This window comes from Cellulomonas sp. P5_C6 (assembly GCF_054049635.1).
This window is the reverse complement of record NZ_JBFULZ010000073.1, coordinates 1-18403: the sequence shown is the minus strand read 5'-3', so window position 1 is coordinate 18403 and position 18403 is coordinate 1. Positions and strand designations below refer to the sequence as shown.

At 72.4% G+C, this 18403-nt stretch carries 18 protein-coding genes, 3 tRNA genes and 1 pseudogene; 15 read left to right on the top strand and 7 right to left on the bottom strand.

Features of this window, described 5'->3' with window-relative positions; translation table 11 throughout:
• From ACXJKG_RS10500 to ACXJKG_RS10475, 6 genes are all read left to right on the top strand, one after another.
• Window positions 1-924, top strand: a 924-nt coding sequence (locus ACXJKG_RS10500) for a proton-conducting transporter transmembrane domain-containing protein (RefSeq protein ID WP_456845704.1), incomplete at its 5' end; no start/stop codon positions are given.
• Between the two features lie 15 nt (window positions 925-939).
• A complete protein-coding gene (locus tag ACXJKG_RS10495) occupies window positions 940-2469 on the top strand; it encodes an NADH-quinone oxidoreductase subunit M (RefSeq protein WP_456845703.1) in 1530 nt (509 codons plus the stop codon).
• Window positions 2466-4166, top strand: coding sequence for an NADH-quinone oxidoreductase subunit NuoN (gene nuoN / locus ACXJKG_RS10490; protein ID WP_456845702.1), 1701 nt, complete (start codon window positions 2466-2468; stop codon window positions 4164-4166). The genes ACXJKG_RS10495 and nuoN overlap by 4 nt, the downstream gene beginning before the upstream one ends.
• Before the next feature lie 56 nt (window positions 4167-4222).
• Window positions 4223-5221, top strand: coding sequence for a polyprenyl synthetase family protein (locus ACXJKG_RS10485; RefSeq protein WP_456845706.1), 999 nt, complete (start codon window positions 4223-4225; stop codon window positions 5219-5221).
• 73 nt (window positions 5222-5294) lie between these two features.
• Window positions 5295-6824, top strand: coding sequence for an RDD family protein (locus ACXJKG_RS10480; RefSeq protein WP_456845701.1), 1530 nt, complete (start codon window positions 5295-5297; stop codon window positions 6822-6824).
• A gap of 110 nt (window positions 6825-6934) precedes the next feature.
• Window positions 6935-7669: a PP2C family protein-serine/threonine phosphatase gene (locus ACXJKG_RS10475; protein WP_456845700.1), complete on the top strand. Its 735-nt coding sequence runs from the start codon at window positions 6935-6937 to the stop codon at window positions 7667-7669.
• Here ACXJKG_RS10475 and rarD read toward each other — a convergent pair.
• Window positions 7656-8612, bottom strand: a complete 957-nt coding sequence (rarD, locus tag ACXJKG_RS10470) for an EamA family transporter RarD (protein WP_456845699.1) — start codon at window positions 8610-8612, stop codon at window positions 7656-7658. The genes ACXJKG_RS10475 and rarD overlap by 14 nt on opposite strands.
• 243 nt (window positions 8613-8855) lie before the next feature.
• Between rarD and ACXJKG_RS10465 the strand changes: the two genes are divergently transcribed.
• The gene (locus ACXJKG_RS10465; RefSeq protein WP_456845698.1) at window positions 8856-10229 is read left to right on the top strand and encodes an FAD-dependent oxidoreductase; all 1374 of its coding nucleotides are present in this window, start codon (window positions 8856-8858) and stop codon (window positions 10227-10229) included.
• A 75-nt stretch (window positions 10230-10304) separates the two neighbouring features.
• Here ACXJKG_RS10465 and ACXJKG_RS10460 read toward each other — a convergent pair whose 3' ends face one another.
• From ACXJKG_RS10460 to ACXJKG_RS10450, 3 genes are read right to left on the bottom strand one after another with little or no spacing between them, the layout of a single operon-like run.
• The gene (locus ACXJKG_RS10460; RefSeq protein WP_456845697.1) at window positions 10305-11075 is read right to left on the bottom strand and encodes an amino acid ABC transporter ATP-binding protein; all 771 of its coding nucleotides are present in this window, start codon (window positions 11073-11075) and stop codon (window positions 10305-10307) included.
• A gap of 11 nt (window positions 11076-11086) precedes the next feature.
• Window positions 11087-11953: an amino acid ABC transporter permease gene (locus ACXJKG_RS10455; RefSeq protein WP_456845696.1), complete on the bottom strand. Its 867-nt coding sequence runs from the start codon at window positions 11951-11953 to the stop codon at window positions 11087-11089.
• Entirely contained in the window at window positions 11950-12783 is an 834-nt protein-coding gene (locus ACXJKG_RS10450) for an ABC transporter substrate-binding protein (RefSeq protein WP_456845695.1), read from the bottom strand. Before ACXJKG_RS10450 ends, ACXJKG_RS10455 begins: the two co-directional genes overlap by 4 nt.
• A gap of 118 nt (window positions 12784-12901) precedes the next feature.
• On the opposite strand from ACXJKG_RS10450, the gene htpX reads away from it, so the two are divergent.
• A complete protein-coding gene (gene htpX, locus ACXJKG_RS10445) occupies window positions 12902-13786 on the top strand; it encodes a zinc metalloprotease HtpX (protein WP_456845694.1) in 885 nt (294 codons plus the stop codon).
• 11 nt (window positions 13787-13797) lie between these two features.
• Here the strand turns inward: htpX and ACXJKG_RS10440 are convergent, their stop codons facing one another.
• A complete protein-coding gene (locus ACXJKG_RS10440; RefSeq protein WP_456845693.1) occupies window positions 13798-14301 on the bottom strand; it encodes a YajQ family cyclic di-GMP-binding protein in 504 nt (167 codons plus the stop codon).
• Between the two features lie 167 nt (window positions 14302-14468).
• Between ACXJKG_RS10440 and ACXJKG_RS10435 the strand changes: the two genes are divergently transcribed.
• A tRNA-Tyr gene (locus tag ACXJKG_RS10435) sits at window positions 14469-14550 on the top strand.
• A gap of 102 nt (window positions 14551-14652) precedes the next feature.
• On the opposite strand, the gene ACXJKG_RS10430 is transcribed toward ACXJKG_RS10435, so the two are convergent.
• Complete coding sequence (locus ACXJKG_RS10430) at window positions 14653-15117, bottom strand: hypothetical protein (RefSeq protein ID WP_456845692.1); 465 nt, start codon at window positions 15115-15117, stop codon at window positions 14653-14655.
• A gap of 128 nt (window positions 15118-15245) precedes the next feature.
• Here ACXJKG_RS10430 and ACXJKG_RS10425 point away from each other — a divergent pair.
• From ACXJKG_RS10425 to ACXJKG_RS10405, 5 genes are all read left to right on the top strand, one after another.
• Window positions 15246-15318 (top strand) — tRNA-Thr (locus ACXJKG_RS10425).
• A gap of 61 nt (window positions 15319-15379) precedes the next feature.
• Window positions 15380-15453 (top strand) — tRNA-Met (locus ACXJKG_RS10420).
• 86 nt (window positions 15454-15539) lie between these two features.
• Window positions 15540-15710, top strand: a complete 171-nt coding sequence (rpmG, locus tag ACXJKG_RS10415; protein ID WP_029290226.1) for a 50S ribosomal protein L33 — start codon at window positions 15540-15542, stop codon at window positions 15708-15710.
• Between the two features lie 10 nt (window positions 15711-15720).
• A complete protein-coding gene (locus tag ACXJKG_RS10410) occupies window positions 15721-16170 on the top strand; it encodes an FAS1-like dehydratase domain-containing protein (protein WP_456845691.1) in 450 nt (149 codons plus the stop codon).
• Window positions 16167-16580: a MaoC family dehydratase gene (locus ACXJKG_RS10405; protein ID WP_456845690.1), complete on the top strand. Its 414-nt coding sequence runs from the start codon at window positions 16167-16169 to the stop codon at window positions 16578-16580. The genes ACXJKG_RS10410 and ACXJKG_RS10405 overlap by 4 nt, the downstream gene beginning before the upstream one ends.
• On the opposite strand, the gene ACXJKG_RS10400 is transcribed toward ACXJKG_RS10405, so the two are convergent.
• Entirely contained in the window at window positions 16573-17637 is a 1065-nt protein-coding gene (locus ACXJKG_RS10400; RefSeq protein ID WP_456845705.1) for a LacI family DNA-binding transcriptional regulator, read from the bottom strand. The two genes, ACXJKG_RS10405 and ACXJKG_RS10400, sit on opposite strands and share 8 nt — an antisense overlap.
• A 178-nt stretch (window positions 17638-17815) precedes the next feature.
• On the opposite strand from ACXJKG_RS10400, the pseudogene ACXJKG_RS10395 reads away from it, so the two are divergent.
• Window positions 17816-18403: pseudogene (locus tag ACXJKG_RS10395) on the top strand (MFS transporter); the annotation flags it as partial.

Here is an 18403-nt window from a genome sequence, read left to right as displayed (position 1 = left end):
GGGTACGCGTTCGCGATCTTCCACCTGCTGACCCACGGCTTCTTCAAGGCCGGCATGTTCCTCGGTGCCGGGTCGGTCATGCACGGCATGGACGACCAGGTGAACATGCGCCGCTTCGGTGGGCTGGCCCGGTACATGACGATCACGTGGCTGACGTTCATGGCCGGCTGGCTGGCCATCATCGGCATCCCGCCGTTCTCCGGGTTCTTCAGCAAGGACAAGATCATCGAGGCGGCGTTCGTACCGGTCGACGGGTCGCCGTGGCGGGCCTGGGTGTTCGGCGGCATCAYGATGCTGGCCGCCGGGATCACCGCCTTCTACATGTCCCGACTGTTCTTCATGACGTTCGAGGGCGAGCGCCGCTGGTCCACCAAGCGGGACGGCAGCGCGCAGCACCCGCACGAGTCCCCGAAGCTCATGACCGGCCCCATGATCGTGCTGGCCGTCGGGTCGGTGGGCCTCGGGTTCTTCCTCAACATGGGGAACCGGTTCGTCGACTGGCTCGCGCCGGTGCTCGGGGAGCCCGAGCACGCCGAGCCCGTGCTGCCGGTCTGGGTCCTGACGGTCCTCACGCTGGGCCTCGTGCTGGTCGGCGTGGTCATCGCCTGGCGCCGGTACGCCGTCTCGCAGGTCCCCGTCGTCCCGCCCGTGGGCACGGCGCTCACCCGGGCCGCCCGCGTCGACCTCTACCAGGACTCGGTCAACGACGTCGTCCTGGTCGAGCCCGGCCAGGCGCTGACCCGCTCGCTCGTCTACGCGGACCGCACGGTCATCGACGGCACCGTCACCGGGGTCGGGTTGTCCACCGTCCTGCTGGGCGGGTGGGTGCGGCGCCTGCAGACCGGGTACGTCCGGTCCTATGCCGCGTCGATGCTGCTCGGGCTCGTCGTCCTCGTCGTCGTCGTCCTGGTCATCCAGAACTGAGGAGTGCACCCACCGATGTCGTCCTCCTTCCCCTGGCTGACCGCCCTCATCGTCGTGCCGCTCCTGGGCGCGGCGGCGCTGTGGCTGCTCCCTGCCAGCCGCACCCGGGCCGTCGCCCTCGGCGTGGCCCTGCTCGAGCTGGTGCTCGGCGTCCTGGCCCTCACCGCGTTCGACGTGGCCGACGCCGGCACCGTCCAGCTCACCGAGGTCCACGGCTGGATCCCCGCGTTCGGGGTGTCCTACGCCGTCGGCGTCGACGGCGTCGGGCTCTCGCTCGTGCTCATGTCGGTGCTGATCGTGCCGCTGGTCGTGCTCGCCGCCTGGCGCGAGCAGGGCGCGCTCACGGTGGCCACCGACCGGCTGCGCCGCTACCTGGCCCTCGTGCTGCTGCTCGAGGCCTTCATCGTCGCGGTGTTCTCCGCGCGGGACGTGTTCTTCTTCTACGTCCTGTTCGAGGCCATGCTCATCCCGGTCTACTTCATGATCGGCATGTTCGGCGGCGCCCAGCGGCGGTACGCGGCCGTGAAGTTCCTGCTCTACTCGCTGACCGGCGGCCTGATCATGCTGGTCGCCGTCATCGCCCTGTACCTGCAGGGACCGGGCGGGCCGCAGGGCTTCCTCACGGACAACCTCACCGGCCTGACGCTGAGCTCCACCACCGAGAAGCTCATGTTCTGCGCGTTCTTCCTGGCCTTCGCCATCAAGGCGCCCATGTTCCCGGTGCACACCTGGCTGCCCGACGCCGCGCAGCAGGCGCCGGCCGGGACCTCGACCCTGCTGGTCGGCGTGCTCGACAAGGTGGGCACCTTCGGGATGCTGACGCTGTGCCTGCCGCTGTTCCCGGACGCGTCCCGCTGGGCCGCGCCCGTGATCATCGTGCTGGCCGTGGTGTCGATCCTGTACGGCGCCCTGCTCGCCATCGGGCAGAAGGACCTGATGCGGCTCATCGCGTACACGTCGGTGTCGCACTTCGGGTTCATCGTGCTCGGCATCTTCGCGTTCACGTCGACGTCGATCGCCGGCTCGTCGTTCTACATGGTCAACCACGGGCTCTCCACCGCGGCGCTGTTCCTCATCGCCGGCTTCCTGGTGGCCCGGCGCGGGTCGCAGCAGATCGCCGACTTCGGCGGCCTGCAGAAGGTCGTGCCGGTCATGGCGGGCACGTTCCTGGTCGCCGGCCTCTCGGCCCTGGCGCTGCCCGGCCTGTCGACCTTCGTCAGCGAGTTCCTGGTGCTGGTCGGCACGTTCGCCCGGCACCCCGCGGCGTCGATCGTCGCCAGCCTGGGCGTCGTGCTCGCCGCGGTCTACGTGCTGTGGACGTACCAGCGGATCTTCACCGGGCCTGTGCGGCCCGGCCTCGAAGGGATGGCCGACCTCGTCGCGCRGGAGAAGTGGGTGGTGGCGCCGCTGCTCGGCCTCATGGTCGTGTTCGGGTTCGTGCCCGGCCCGGCGCTCGACCTGGTGCGACCGCCCGCGTCGGTGACGCTCGAGCAGGTGGGCGTGCAGGACGTGCCGACCGCCGCAACTGAGGGGAGCAACTCGTGACCGACTTCGTCGCACCCACGGTCGCCTGGGCTCAGCTGAGCCCGATCATCATCGTGCTGCTCGCCGCCGTCGTCGGCGTGCTGGTCGAGGCGTTCGTGCCGGCCCGCGTCCGGCGCACGGTGCAGCTCTCGCTGGCGATGGCCGCGCTGTTCGGCGCAATCATCGCGGTCGCCGCCCTGTGGAGCGGCGTCGAGGACACCGGCGGCACCATCGTGCTCGGCGGCTCGATCCTGGTCGACGGGCCCACCCTGGTGCTCCAGGCCACGATCGCCCTGCTCGCGGTGCTCTCGCTGCTGATCATCGCCGACCGCACGTCGACCGGTGAGGACGCGTTCGCGCCGAACGCCGCCGCCGTGCCCGGCTCCGACTACGAGGAGCTGGCGCGACGCAAGGGCGTGCAGCAGACCGAGATCTACCCGCTCGTGCTGTTCGCCACCGGCGGCATGCTGATCTTCCCCGCGGCCGGCGACCTGCTGACGCTGTTCGTCGCGCTCGAGGTGCTCTCGCTGCCGCTCTACCTGCTCACGGGCATGGCCCGACGCCGGCGCCTGCTCTCGCAGGAGGCGTCGATGAAGTACTTCCTGCTCGGCGCGTTCTCCTCGGCGCTGCTGCTGTTCGGGATCGCCCTGCTCTACGGGTACTCCGGCTCGCTGCGGTACGCCGACATCGCCACGGCGACGGCTACCCCGGGCGGCCTCGACAGCCTGCTCCTGGTGGGGTCGGTGCTCCTGCTGTCCGGCCTGCTGTTCAAGGTCGGCGCGGTGCCGTTCCACACGTGGACGCCCGACGTCTACCAAGGCGCCCCCACGCCGATCACCGGCTTCATGGCCGCCTGCACCAAGGTCGCCGCCTTCGGTGCGCTGCTGCGGGTCGTCTACACCGTGCTGCCCGACCTGCGGTGGGACCTCGGCGTGGTGCTCTGGACGGTCGCGATCCTCACCATGATCGTCGGCACCGTGGCTGCCCTGGTGCAGACCGACATGAAGCGCGTGCTGGGGTACTCCTCGATCGCGCACGCCGGGTTCATCCTCACCGGCATCGTCGCGCTCAACCATGCCGGCATCGTGGCCGTGCTCTTCTACCTGCTGGTCTACGGCGCGGCGACCATCGGGGCGTTCGGCATCGTGTGGCTGGTCCGTGAGCGGGCCGCCGGCACGGACGGCGACGGTCCCGGTCCCGTGCTCGGCGAGGCCACGCACCTGTCGCAGTGGGCGGGCCTCGGCCGCACCCACCCGCTCCTGGCCGTGACCTTCGCGCTCTTCCTGCTCTCGTTCGCGGGCATCCCGCTGACGGCCGGCTTCGCCGGGAAGTTCTCCGTGTTCTCGGCGGCGGTCGACGGCGGCGCCTGGCCGCTGGCCCTGATCGGCGTGCTGGCGTCGTCGGTGGCGGTGTTCTTCTACGTGCGGATCATCGTGCTGATGTTCTTCACGGAGCCGTCGGGCGTCGACGAGGAGGTCCCGGACGTGGCCGCGCTCGCGCCGACCGTCGAGGGCTTCGCGCTGGTCGGCGACTCGGCCGTGGCGGTCGAGGCGGTGCCGCAGGTGGACACGCGGTCGGCCGTGACCACGACCGTCGTCGGCAGCGAGGGCTTCGCGGTCGTGGCCATCGCGGTCTGCGCGGTCGTGACGATCGTCCTGGGGGTGGCCCCGTCGCCGGTGCTGGAGCTGATCTCGAACGTCGCGACGTTCCTGCCGTGAGCCTGACCGTGTGCGGCGGCGTCCGTGCGCCGGGATAGGTTCATGCCGTGACTTCGATGACGGCCTTCCCGCTGGCCGATCCTGACCTGGCCGACCGGTTGACCGTGCGCCTCGCGCTGGTCGAGGAGCGTCTTCGCGACGCCGTGACCAACGTGGACCCCCTGGCCGACGACGCGTCGCGCCACCTGGTGAACGCCGGCGGCAAGCGACTGCGGCCCCTGCTGACGCTGCTCGCGGCCGAGCTGGGCGACGGCTCACGCCGGGAGGTGGTGGACGCGGCGGTCGTGGTCGAGCTGACCCACCTGGCCACGCTCTACCACGACGACGTCATGGACTCCGCGCCGCTGCGGCGCGGTGCACCCGCGGCCCACGAGGTGTGGGGCAACTCGGTCGCCATCCTCACGGGCGACCTGCTGTTCGCGCGGGCGTCGGCCACGGTCGCCGGGCTCGGTCCCGACGCGGTCCGCATCCAGGCGGCCACGTTCGAGCGGCTGTGCCTCGGTCAGCTGCACGAGACCGTCGGCCCGCGGCCCGAGGACGACCGGGTCGCGCACTACCTGCAGGTGCTGGCCGACAAGACCGCGTCGCTCATCGCCACCTCCGCGCGGTTCGGGGCGATGTTCGCCGGCTGCCGGCCCGACGTCGTCGCCATCGTCACGGCCTTCGGCGAGAAGATCGGCGTCGCGTTCCAGCTGGCCGACGACGTCATCGACCTGACGTCGGACGGCGTGGTGACCGGCAAGACCCCCGGCACGGACCTGCGCGAGCGCGTGCCGACGATGCCGGCGCTGCTGCTGCGCGCCCGCGCGGACCGCCCCGACGCCACCGAGCAGGACCGTCACCTGGTCGCCCTGCTCGACGGGGACCTGTCCGGCGACGACCACCTCGCGGCGGCCGTCGCGGCCCTCCGGGTGCACCCCGTGGTCGACGAGACCCGCGACCGGGCGGTCGCGCTCGCGCACGCCGCGGTGCGTGAGCTCGAGCCGCTGCCCGCGGGACCCGTGAAGGACGCGCTCGTGTCGTTCGCCGACGCCCTGGTGGACCGCGCGTCCTGAGCCTGTCGGTGCCCTCCGGTCTGGCACCATGGCGGCGCGGTCCCGCTGCGGGTCCGCATCCGGAGGACCCCCGTTGAGCACTGCACCGATCGAGCCGACCGTCTGCCGCGAGTGCGGCGGGCCCCTCGCGCCCGCCGACGTGTTCTGCGACGACTGCGGCTCGCGCGTGCCGTCCGCCACCATGGCGTACCCACCGGTCCCGTCGTCGGCGAGCGTCCCTCCGCCCGGTACGGGGATCGTCTGGGGCGGCTCGATCCCGAGCGGCTCGGCGCCCCAGCCGCCGCCGCTCGTGCCGCCGCCCCCGCCCGGCCCGGCCCCGGGCAGCAGCTCTCCCCGGGTCACGCGTCGGGCTGCCCAGGGTCCCTCCGCCGTCCCRGTCACCCCCGGCACCGTCGCCCCGGTGGGCACCCGGGTCGTCGCGTACGCGCTCGATCTGCTCGTCGCCCTGGTCGTCGCCGGGCTCGGCTGGGTCGTCGCGCGCGAGCTCGGACTCGGGCCCGTCCTGCTCCCGGCGGCGCTGGTGCTGGCGCTCCTGGTCGGCCAGTGGGTCGCCGAGGCCCGGACGGGGGCCACGATCGGCGGCGCGATCACGCGGATCAGGACCGTGTCGACGAGCACCGGCCGGCCCGCCGGGCTGCGCGTCGTGCTCGTCCGGCAGCTCGTGGTCGCCGTGGGCTCCCTCGTCTGCTTCGTCGGCCAGTGGGTCGTCGTGGCGTCCGGCACCTGGGACCACAGCCCGGCCCAGCGGGGCTGGCACGACAAGGCGGCCGGGACCGTGGTGCTGCGTGCCCGGGCGGTGCGGCGTCCCGCGACGGGTTCGCCGCGGACCGCGTCGGGGTGGAACACGGCGGACGCCCGAGCGGCGGGCGTCGCCGTCGAGGTGGGCGACGCCGAGCCGTCATTGATCGACGTCCCCGTCGTCGTCGCCGCGCCCGTCGCCCCGCCTGCCCTCGTCGTCGAGCCCGCGCCCGACGTCGCGGCCCCCGCGGAGCGCCCGACCGTCGACGGGGCCGAGCGGCCGCTGATCACGGGGATGCCCGGAGTCGGGCCTCAGGTCCCCGCGGCCCCCGTCGCGCCGGCCGCGCCACTGATCGAGGTCCCGTCGTTCGTCGTCGCCCCGCCGCCGGAGGACCCCGACCCGGCGCAATGGGTGGCTCCCGTGCCCGTGTCGATGCCGGAACCAGAACCGGAAGCGGGAGCGGAGCACGACCCGGGCCTCGGCGAGCTCGAGCTCACGCGCCTGCGCCCCGACGCCCCGGCCGCGCCGCTCCCGACGCCGCTGCACCTGCGCTTCGACACCGGCGAGGCGGTCGAGGTGACGGGCGACGGCCTGGTCGGTCGCAGGCCGGCGCCGGAGGACGGGATCGTGCACGTGGTCGCGATCGACGACCCCGACCGGTCGATCTCGCGGGTGCACCTGGCGTTCGGCCTCGAACCGGGCGGCCGACGGCTGTGGGTGGCGGACCGGGCCTCGACCAACGGCACGGTCCTGGTCGCCCCCGACGGCACGGGCACGGTCCTGCCGCCGGGCGCGCGGGCGACGGTCGAGCCCGGCTGGACGATCCGCTTCGGCCGCCGGAGCGTCCAGCTCAGCAGCTCCTGACCTGCAGACGCGCCGCGACCCGTAGCATGTGCGCGGCGGCTGACCGGTCCGCCGCGGTCCGAGCCGGTGGAGGTGGTCGTGCACACGCCGACGACCTCTGCGGCGGTCCGATGATCGACGACCGCGTCCGCCTGGACGTCGGGGTCGCGACCGCGCAGGGCCAGCGGGCCCGCAACGAGGACAGCGTCTGGGCGGCGGACGGTGCGTACCTCGTCGCGGACGGCATGGGTGGCCACGAGGCCGGCGAGGTGGCCAGCCGGACGGCGATCGAGGTGCTGCGGGGCCTGGCCGAGGGCGTGCCGGGCCCGGACGACGCCCGCCGGACCGTCCGTGCCGCGCACGCCGCGGTCCGTGACCTGCCGGCCAGGACGGGCAGGCGCCCGGGCACGACGGCCACGGGTGTGGTGCTCACCGAGCACGGGGACATCCCGTGCTGGCTGGTCGTCAACGTGGGTGACTCGCGGACCTACCGGATGGCCGGCGGCGTCCTCGAGCAGGTCACGCTCGACCATTCCGAGGTCGCGGAGCTGGTGGCCAGCGGCCTGGTGCCCGCCGACGAGGCGAGCCGCCACCCGCGGCGGAACGTGGTCACGCGCGTGCTCGGCGGCGGCGCGTCCGACGTGGAGCCGGACGTGTGGCTGCTCCCGGTGAGCCCGGGGGACCGCATGCTCGTGTGCTCGGACGGGCTGACCGACGAGTTGTCGGACGCGCGGATCCAGGCCGAGCTGCGCGCCGAGGACGAGGCGCAGGCGGCCGCGGACCGGTTGGTCGCGGCGGCGCTGGCGGCCGGCGGCCGGGACAACGTCACCGCGATCGTGGTCGACGCGACGCTCAGCCGGCGCTGACCTCGACCGCGCGGCGACCCAGGCGCTGGGCCCGCCCCGTGCGCACGCCGTCGACGGTGAGGATCACCAGGGCGACCCAGACCAGCCCGAACCCCCACCAGCGGGCGGCGGGCATCTGCTCGCCCAGCACCAGGACGCCGATGATGAGCTGGATGGTCGGCGCGATGTACTGCAGGAGTCCCAGGGTGGACAGCGGCAGGCGCCGGGCCGCGGAGTTGAAGAGCAGCAGCGGGACGGCGGTGACCACGCCCGACGAGGCGAGGATCAGCGCGTGCCCGAGGCCGTCGGTGGTGAGCGTCCCGGTCCCGGTGGCGCCGAGCCAGACCAGGTAGCCGAGCGCCAGCGGCGCGAGCACGAGGGTCTCCACGGCGAGGCCCGGCACGGCGCCCACGCTGCGGCCCACCCGGTTCTTGATGAGGCCGTAGAACCCGAAGCTCAGCGCGAGGGTCAGCGCGATCCACGGCAGCTGCCCGTACCCGACGGTGATGACGACGACGGCGGCGGCGCCGAACCCGAGCGCCACCCACTGCACCGCCCGCAACCGCTCGCGCAGCACGACGACCGCGAGCGTGACGGTCACCAGCGGGTTGATGTAGTACCCCAGCGCCGCGTCGACCACGCGGTCGGTGAGGATGCCCAGCACGAACACGAGCCAGTTGACCGCCAGCAGCACCGCCGCGATCGAGAGCAGGCCGAGGGTGCGCCGGTGGCGCAGGGCGGCGAGGAACGCGCCCCACGTCCGGGTGACCCCGAGCAGGACGGCGCAGAAGACCAGCGACCAGACCACCCGGTTCGCGACGATCTCGACCGCTCCCGCCGGCTGCAGCAGCGGGAAGTAGAGCGGGAGGATCCCCCAGAGCACGTAGGCGCCGGCACCGGCCGCGAGCCCGAGAGCGTCCAAGGGGGCGATGGCCGGGCGGGCGGCCGTGGGGGAGTCGGGCACAGGAGGAGCCTAGGTGTGGTTGACGGGGGCAGTTGACGGGTCCGGAGGTGTGCCGCGCCGCCTCTGAACCCGCCGCGAGCCGTCTCACGGATGTCCAGATGCTGGCGTGCGGCTGAGGGTCCCCTCACCGGCGGTCCTACACTGGTCCGAGCACAGTCCTGCACGGTGCCGTCGGTCGTGTCCGCAACCGGCACGACGCACCCGCCCCGCAGGGCTCCCCTGATCGGAAGGCACCCGCGTCCCGTGAGCACCCCGACTCTGCGAGTGGCCGTCGTCGGCGCAGGACCGGCCGGCATCTACGCCGCCGACATCCTGTCGAAGACCGACCTCGACGTCAGCATCGACCTCTTCGAGCGCCTGCCCGCGCCGTTCGGCCTGGTCCGGTACGGCGTCGCGCCGGACCACCCGCGGATCAAGCAGATCATCGTCGCGCTGCACAAGGTGCTCGAGCGCGGCGACATCCGCCTGCTGGCCAACGTCGACTACGGCACGGACCTCAAGCTGGACGACCTGCGCCAGTTCTACGACGCCGTCATCTTCTCCACGGGCTCCATCCGCGACGCGTCGCTGCCGGTGCCCGGCATCGACCTCGAGGGCTCCTACGGCGCCGCCGACTTCGTGTCCTGGTACGACGGCCACCCGGACGTCCCGCGCACGTGGCCGCTGAACGCGCAGCACGTGGCCGTCCTCGGCGCCGGCAACGTGGCGCTCGACGTGGCTCGCATCCTGGCCAAGCACGCCGACGACCTGCTGCCCACCGAGCTGCCGGGCAACGTCTACGACATCCTGAAGGCCTCGCCGGTCACCGACGTGCACGTGTTCGCCCGCCGCGGCCCGGCCCAGGTGAAGTTCTCCCCGCTGGAGCTGCGCGAGCTCGGGCACGTCCCGGACGTCGACGTCATCGTCTACCCCGAGGACTTCGACTTCGACGAGGGCTCGATGGCCGCCATCCACTCCTCGAACCAGACCAAGCAGGTGGTCAAGACCCTCACCGACTGGACGCTGAAGGAGCCGGAGKAGAACACCGCGAGCCGGCGCATCCACCTGCACTTCCTGCACAAGCCGGTCGAGATCCTCGGCGAGGACGGGCACGTCGTCGGCATCCGCACCGAGCGCACCGCGCTGAACGGCGACGGCAACGTCACCGGCACGGGCCAGACGCACGACTGGCCGGTCGAGGCCGTCTACCGCGCGGTCGGCTACTTCGGCTCGCCGCTGGTCGACATCCCGTTCGACGACATCGCCGGCGTCATCCCGAACCGCGAGGGCCGGGTGGTCGACGTCGACGGCGAGCACCTGCCCGGCGTGTACGCCACGGGCTGGATCAAGCGCGGCCCGGTCGGCCTCATCGGCCACACCAAGTCGGACGCGTCGGAGACCATCCGCCACCTGGGCGAGGACGTGGCCGAGGGCGGCGAGGCGTTCTACACGGCCACCGACCGCGACCCCGACGCCGTCACGGAGTTCCTCACCGGTCGCGGCGTCGACGTCATCACGTGGCAGGGCTGGGAGCTCCTCGACGCCTACGAGCGCTCGCTGGGCGAGCCCCACGGCCGCGAGCGCGTGAAGCTGGTCCCGCGCGACGAGATGKTGTCGGTCTCGCTCGGTCGCGCCTAGAACCACCCGCAACGTCCGAGGAAGTACGGGCTCCGGCCCCTACTTCCTCGGACGTCGGTGTGTGAAGGGGCGCGCTCAGCCCGTGATGCGGCGCAGGAACTCGCGCGTGCGCTCCTGCTGCGGGTTCCCCAGCACCTGCTCGGGCGTGCCGCGCTCGTGCACGCGTCCCTCGTGCAGGAAGCAGACCTCGTCGGCGACCTCGCGCGCGAAACCCATCTCGTGCGTGGCGACGACCATGGTCAGCCCGGTCTGCTTGAGCTCCGCCAGCAGCGAGAGGACCTCGCCGACGAGCTCCGGGTCGAGCGCGCTGGTCACCTCGTCGAGCAGCATCACGGCGGGCTTGCCGACGAGCGCGCGGGCGATCGCGACGCGCTGYTGCTGACCACCCGACAGCTCGTCGGGGAACGCCTGCGCCTTGGCGGCCAGCCCGACGCGCTCGAGCACCGCGAGGGCCTCGGCCTGCGCCTGCTCGCGCGGCACCTTGTGCACCAGCCGCGGGGCGAGCGTGACGTTGTCGATGACGCGCAGGTGCGGGAACAGGTTGTACGCCTGGAACACCATGCCGATCCGGGCGCGGACCGCGTTGGCGTCGAGGCGGGGGTCGGTGATGTCCTGGCCCTCGAGCTCGATGACACCGTCGTCCAGGTCCTCGAGCAGGTCGATGCACCGCAGCAGGGTGGACTTGCCGGAGCCGGACGCACCGATCAGCACGACGACCTTGTGGCTGTGCACGTCGAGGGACAGGTCGTCGAGGACGACGTGCTCGCCGAAGGCCTTGCGGACCCCCTTCACCGACAGAAGCGGCGCGCCCAGGCTGAGCTTCTTGCCGGGCATCGGGTCGCGCATCCGGCCCGGCGTCATCGCAGCGCCCCGCCGCCGGCCAGCGCGCCCTGCGAGCCCACCCAGCCCGAGCGCTTCGCGAACGCGTCCGTGAAGCGGGTGAGCGGGATGGTCAGGGCGACGAACAGGACGCCGGCCACGACGTAGGGCGTGAAGTTGGCGTAGCGGGCGGTCTCGATCTGCGCCGCCCGGACGGCGTCGATGGCCCCGAGGATCGAGATGAGGCCCGAGTCCTTGGACAGCGCGACGAGGTCGTTGAGCAGCGGCGGGACCACCCGGCGCACAGCCTGGGGGAGCACCACGTGCCGCATCGCCTGCGCGTGGGTCAGGCCGAGCGAGCGCGCGGCGGCCACCTGGGACGGATGGATCGACTCGATGCCCGCCCGGAACACCTCGGCCACGTACGCCGAGTACGTGAGCACCAGCGCGAGCCCGCCGAGCCAGACCGCGGACGTCGGGATGCCCTGGAGCCGCAGCCCCGGCAGCCCGAAGCCCACGAGCAGCAGGACGAGGATCAGCGGGAGCCCGCGGAACACGTCGACGTACCCGGTGGCCAGCGCCCGGACGGGGTAGAAGACCGGGCCGCGCAGGGTGCGCGCGAGCGCCAGGATCATCGCGAAGATGACGATGAACACCGCGCTGACCGCCATGACGCGGATGTTCAGCCACAGCCCGCGGAGGATCGCCGGGAACGACGCGGTCGCGACGTCCCAGTCGAAGAACGACGCCTTGACCCGCGGCCACCCCGGGGACGAGGTCAGCGCGAGGACGGCGACCGCGACGAGCACGATCGTCGAGACCACGGCGACGAGCGTCGACCGGCGGGTGCGAGCCTGCCGGTAGGCGTCCCGCTCCTGCTGGCGCTCCGAGGGCACCCAGCTCACTGGAGGACCGGTGCACCCGCGGCGTCGGTGAGCCACTGCGCCTCGAGGTCGCCCAGCGTGCCGTCGGCGTCGAGCGCGTCGACGGCGTCGGTGACCGGGCCCGTCAGCGAGCTGCCCTTGTCCAGCACCAGCCCGAACTGGTCGCCGCCCGCGCTGTCGGGCAGCTGCCCGACCAGGATCCCGCCGTCGAGCTCGGCCGCGGTGATGTAGAGCGCGGTGGGCAGGTCGACGACGATCGCGTCCACGAGGCCCGACGTCAGGGCCTGCTTGACCTGGTCGTTGTCGTTGAACGGCGACACGGGCGTGGTCGGGTCGATGACGTCCTGGGCGGCCGTCAGGCTCGTCGTGCCGACCATGGCGCCGATCTTGAGGCCCTTGAGGTCGGCGAGCGACTTCGCGGCGGCGCCCGGGGAGCTCTCGAGCGTCACGACGGCCTGCGTGGTCGTGTAGTACGGCGACGAGAAGTCGAGGCTGGCCTTGCGCTCGTCGCTGATCGACACCTGGTTGATCGCGAAGTCGAACTTCTTGGCACCGGGCGCGATGATCTGGTCGAAGCTCGCGACCTCCCACTTCACGTGGTCCTCGTCGAAGCCGAGCTGGTCGGCGACGGCGTACGCCACGGCCGACTCGAAGCCCTTGCCGCTGCTCGGGTCGTTGTCCACGACCCACGGCTCGTACGCGGGGTCCGAGGTGGCGATGGTCAGCACACCCTCGTTCACCGTGGCGAGGCTGCCGTCGCTCGGGGCGGTCCCCGCGTCGTCGGTCGGCGCACACGCGGCCAGCGCCAGGGCGGCGAGGGCTGCGAGAGCGGTCCAGCGGGCTGTGCGCACGGCGTTCACGGTGATCTCCGAGGGGCTGTCGTGGGGAGGTGGGGCAAGGATACGAGGGAACCCGCGCGCAGCGGCACGCGTTCCACGGGTGGCACGCACGTGAACGGAGAGAGGGACGATGGGTCACCAGCACTACAACGGGGTCAAGACGGCAGCGCTCTTCGGGGCGATGTGGGCCGTCCTGCTCGGCATCGGCTGGCTGCTCGGCGGCGGCACCTCGAAGTACCTGCTGCTGTTCACCGTCCTCGGTCTGGTGATGACGGCCTACGGGTACTGGAACTCCGACAAGATCGCCATCCGCGCCATGAAGGCCCGGCCGGTCAGCGAGATCGAGCAGCCCGCCATGTACCGCATCGTGCGGGAGCTCTCCACGGCCGCCCGCCAGCCCATGCCGCGGCTCTACATCTCGCCGACGGCCGCCCCCAACGCGTTCGCCACGGGTCGCAACCCGAAGAACGCCGCCGTGTGCTGCACCGAGGGCATCCTGCAGCTGCTCGACGAGCGCGAGCTGCGCGGGGTCCTCGGGCACGAGCTCATGCACGTCTACAACCGCGACATCCTCACGTCCTCCGTCGCCGCGGCGGTGGCCGGCGTCATCACCTCGCTCGCGCAGTTCGCGCTCTTCTTCGGCGGCGGCAGCGACCGGGACCGCGGCGGCAACCCCCTCGCCGGCCTGCTCCTGGCCCTGCTCGCGCCCATCGCCGCCACGATCATCCAGCTCGCCATCAGCCGCACCCGCGAGTACGACGCCGACGAGGACGGCGCCCGGCTCACCAACGACCCCCTCGCGCTCGCTTCGGCCCTGCGCAAGCTCGAGCAGGGCACCCAGGCGCGCCCGCTCCCGCAGGACCGCCAGCTGGTCGACGTCTCGCACCTCATGATCGCCAACCCGTTCCGCGGCGCCGGCATGGGTCGGCTCTTCTCGACCCACCCGCCCATGGCCGACCGCATCGCCCGCCTCGAGAAGCAGGCCGGCGCGCAGGGCGGCATCGAGCGCTACTGACCCGCGGCGGGTCAGCGGTAGTTCGTGAACTGCAGGTCGGCGTCGACGTCGGCGCCCTTGAGCAGCGCGATCACGGCCTGCAGCTCGTCGCGGCTCTTGCCCGAGACCCGCAGCTCGTCGCCCTGGATCTGCGTCTTGATGCCCTTCGGCCCCTCGTCGCGGATGATCTTCGCCACCTTCTTGGCGATCTCGCTGCTCAGGCCCTCCTTGATCAGCGCCTCGAGCCGGTACTCCTTGCCGGACGGCTTGGGCTCGGGCCCGTCCTCGCCGGTGTCCAGCGACTTCAGCGAGATGCCGCGCCGGATCAGCTTCGTCTGGAAGACGTCGAGGACGGCCAGCACGCGCTCGGAGGAGTTGGCGATCATCAGGATCTTCTCGCCGCTCCACGCGATCGAGGCGCCGACGCCCTTGAAGTCGTAGCGCTGGGCGATCTCCTTCGAGGCCTGGTTGAGGGCGTTGTCCACCTCCTGGTGGTCGACCTTGCTGACGACGTCGAACGAGGCTTCGCTCGCCATGGCTCTCCTCCTGCTGCCCGCGGTCGCGCGGACTGGTCTCGTGGGCGTCAGTGCTCATGATGCTCGCCTGCGTTTCGCGAGCACTGCCCGGGAGTTGCTATCCTTCCACCCGCACGCTGCACGCGCGTTCGCCCCTGGGGCGTCCTCTCGTTCGGTGGGCACACCCTGGCGGGTTACCCGAGTGGCCAAAGGGGGCTGACTGTAAATCAGCTGGCAACGCCTACGGGGGTTCGAATCCCTCACCCGCCACGGACCGGACGGCCGCTCTCCTCGTGAGAGCGGCCGTTCGTCGTTCCCGGCCGACGGCGACGGGCCGCCCCCGAGGTCGAGGACGGCCCGTGCGCGCGAAGGTCAGGACGAGGCGCCGCAGGTGTAGGTGCCCTCGGTCAGCGAGACCGTCGCCCCGTCGTAGAGGGTGTCGAACGTGCCGGCGTCGTGCGCGGACCCGAACGCGACGCCGACCCCGAGCGGGTCGGCGAACCCGGTCAGGCCCGCCAGCTGCTCCTCGGCCCCGCTCTGGCACGCGGGGTCCCACGGGAGGGTCTGGTAGCCGAGCGAGGAGAGCGAGTCGATCGACGGCTGGAGCGCCGCGGTGTCCCCGTCGCCGGTCTCGGTGACGTCGGTCCACACCACCCAGAACGGGTCCGCCGTGGCGGTCGGGTCGATCGCGGTCGGCCACGTCGTGGCGTCGGCGGGTGCCGACGAGGCGGGCGCGGCGGGGTCGTCGGCGTCGTCACCCGTGCACGCGGCGGTGCTGAGCAGGAGGGCGGCACAGAGCGTGAGGGCAGCAACGGTGCTGCGTCGGGGCTGGCGCATGGGCCGGATCGTGGCACGCGGCGAGCGGCGCCGACCATGAGATGAATCGTTTAGGCATCCGGCGGTGACGCACGGCACGGCGGCCGATTTCGCGACCACCCCAGGGCCCGTGTAACCTTGCTCGCGCTGCCCCGATAGCTCAGTCGGCAGAGCGTCTCCATGGTAAGGAGAAGGTCAAGGGTTCGATTCCCTTTCGGGGCTCTGTGGTGTGTTCGAAGGAAGTGCCGTGATTCCGCGGCACGGACCGTGGATGCATCGACATGGCGGGGTAGCTCAGGTGGTTAGAGCACACGGCTCATAATCGTGGTGTCGCGGGTTCGAGTCCCGCTCCCGCTACCGCCAAGTGACACAACAGCGCGTCGGCCGGCGCGCAATGACGAGATCGCATGCATCCCGTACCGGGTGCGAGAGGTGGCAAGACCATGGCCAGCAAGAGCTCGGACGTCCGTCCGAAGATCACGCTCGCGTGCACGGAGTGCAAGGAGCGGAACTACATCACCAAGAAGAACCGTCGGAACGACCCCGACCGTCTCGAGATGAAGAAGTTCTGCCCCCGCGACAACCGGCACACCCTGCACCGCGAGACCCGCTGACCTCGGTCTCATGCCGGTCGATGTCGGGTACGCGGGACGCCAGTACCCGCCGACCGAGGCCTACGAGGTAGGCCGTCAGAAGCTGCAGGAGTTCGCCGACGCTGTCGGCGCCTCCCACCAGGCCCACACGGATCCGTCGGTGGCGCGCACGCTCGGGTATCCCGACGTCATCGCGCCGCCGACGTTTGCCGTTGTCGTGGCCCAGCGGGCCGAGGCCCAGCTGTTCGAGGACCCCGGCGCGGGCATCGACTTCAGCCGTGTCGTGCACGCCGACGAGCGCTTCACGCACCACCGGCCCATCCACGCGGGCGACCGCCTGGTCACGGTGCTGCACGTCGACTCGATCACGGTGCGCGCCGGCCTGGCCATGATCACCACGCGCGCCGAGATCGCGGCCGAGGACGGCGAGCCCGTCGCGACCGTCGTCTCCACGCTGGCCGTCCGCCCGGAGGAGTCATGACCGTCGAGCTGACCGTCGGCGACGAGGTCGCCCGCCGCGAGATCACCGTCGACCGCGCGCGCCTGGTCCGGTACGCCGGCGCCAGCGGCGACTTCAACCCCATCCACTGGAACGACCGCGTCGCCACCTCGGTCGGGCTGCCGGGCGTCATCGCGCACGGCATGTGGACCATGGGCGCGGCCGTGAGCGTCGTCGCCGACTGGGCGGGCGACCCCGGTGCGGTCCTCGACTACCAGGTGCGGTTCACGCGCCCGGTCCCGGTGCCCGACCCGGGCGCTGCGACCATCGAGGTCGTCGCCGTCGTCGGCGCCCTCGACCCCGAGGCAGGCACGGCGCGCATCGACCTGACGGTCGCCGTCGACGGCGTCCGGGTGCTGGGCAAGGCCCAGGCGGTCGTCCGGCTCAGCTGACCGGCGCGGGGCCGGTCGTGGTCCCGATCCGCAGCTCCACCGGCAGCTCCCGCGTCGACGGGCCCTCGCCGGCCAGGAACTCCTCGACCGCGTGCCCGACGGCCGCGCCCTTCTGCTCCAGCGGCTGCACGACCGTGGTGAGGATGTCCGGCCGGAGCCAGGGCAGGTCGAGCCCGTCGAACCCGCTGACCGACACGTCCTCGGGCACGCGCAGCCCGAGCTCGCGGGCCGCCAGCACCACACCGGACGCGAGCAGGTCGGACTGGCAGGCGATCGCGGTCGGGCGGTCGTCGACGGAGAGCAGCGCGGTGCCGGCCGTGCGGCCGTGCTCGACCAGCGATGCGGGCGTCTCCCAGATCGCGACCGGCGTGATGCCCGCGTCGGTGATCCCGGCCATGCGGCGGCGCGTGATCTCCCAGTCCAGGTGACCCATGGCGTCCGGCGGGACGAGCCCCTCGCCGCGGGACCGGTCGAACGGGAGCGTCACCGTGGCGATGCGGGTGTGGCCGAGCGCGAGCAGGTGCTCTGCCGCCTGCCGCATGCCGCCGCGGTCGTCGATCCCCACGGAGCTGACGTCGCTCTGGTGCTGGCCCTCGACCAGGACGGTCGGGATCCCGCGCCGCCGCAGCGCACCCAGCATCGGGTCGTCGGTCGTGCCGCCCCACATGATCACGGCGACGTCCATGGCCGCAGATTCCAGCAGGGGGTCGACCGCCGGGCCGCTCGGGTCGCTGGAGCCGGGGATCAGCAGGACGCCGAGATCGAGCGAGCCCAGCGTGCTGACCAGCCCGTCGAGCACCTGGATGGACACGGGGTCGCGGAACGAGCGGCGCAGCGAGTCGCCCACCACGACACCGACGATGCCCGACCGGCCGCGGCGCAGCTGGCGACCGAGGGGGTTCGGGCCCGAGTAGTCGAGCGAGGCGGCGGCGTCCAGGACGCGCTGGCGGGTGGCCGCGGCGATGGGCCCGGCGCCCGAGAACGCGAGCGAGGCGGTCGACACCGAGACGTGCGCCGCAGCGGCGACGTCGGCCAGGGTGGGACGGTGCGGAGACAGGGTCAACCTCCGGGTCGGCGCCGCGGGGCCACGGGTGGACGCGACGAGCAAAGCGTTTGACGCAGCGGCCAGCGTACCCGCAGAATGACGCCGTCCCTCAAATCGATTCGACCGACGGCGACGGCGCACGATCGAATCGATTCGATACGCACTCGAAGCCAGCCCGATGGAGCAAGCCGTGCGCCACCCCGCCCCCGCCGTGACCCGAGCCAGTCGGCTCCTCATGGGCCTGTTCGCCCTCGCCGGGATCACCTTCTCCAGCTGGCTCGCCCGCATCCCCACCGTCCGCGACCTGCTGGACCTGTCCACCGCCGAGCTCGGCGTGATGCTGCTCATCGGGTCCGTGGGCGCGCTGATGACGGTGACGGTCTCGGGCGTCGTCGTGCAGCGGTTCGGCAGCCGGGTGGGGATCATCGCGTCGACGGGCGTCCTCGCGGTCGCGCTCGTGCTCATGGGCGTCGGGCCCACCGTCGGCTCGCTCGCCCTCCTCGGCGTCGGGATCTTCCTCAACGGCGTCGCGGTCGCGCTGGGCAACGTGCCGCTCAACGTCGAGTCCGCCCGCATCGAGCGCGCGATGGGCCGCACGGTCATCCCGCAGTTCCACGCGGCCTTCTCCATCGGCGCCGTGACCGGCTCCGCGCTGGGCGCCACGGCGTCGCACCTCGGCATCCCGGTCGCCGTGCAGTTCGCCGCCGTCGCCGCGCTCGCCGTGGTGTGGCGGCTGGCCTCGCTGGGCGGGGTCGTGCTGGCCGACGCGCCCGGCGAC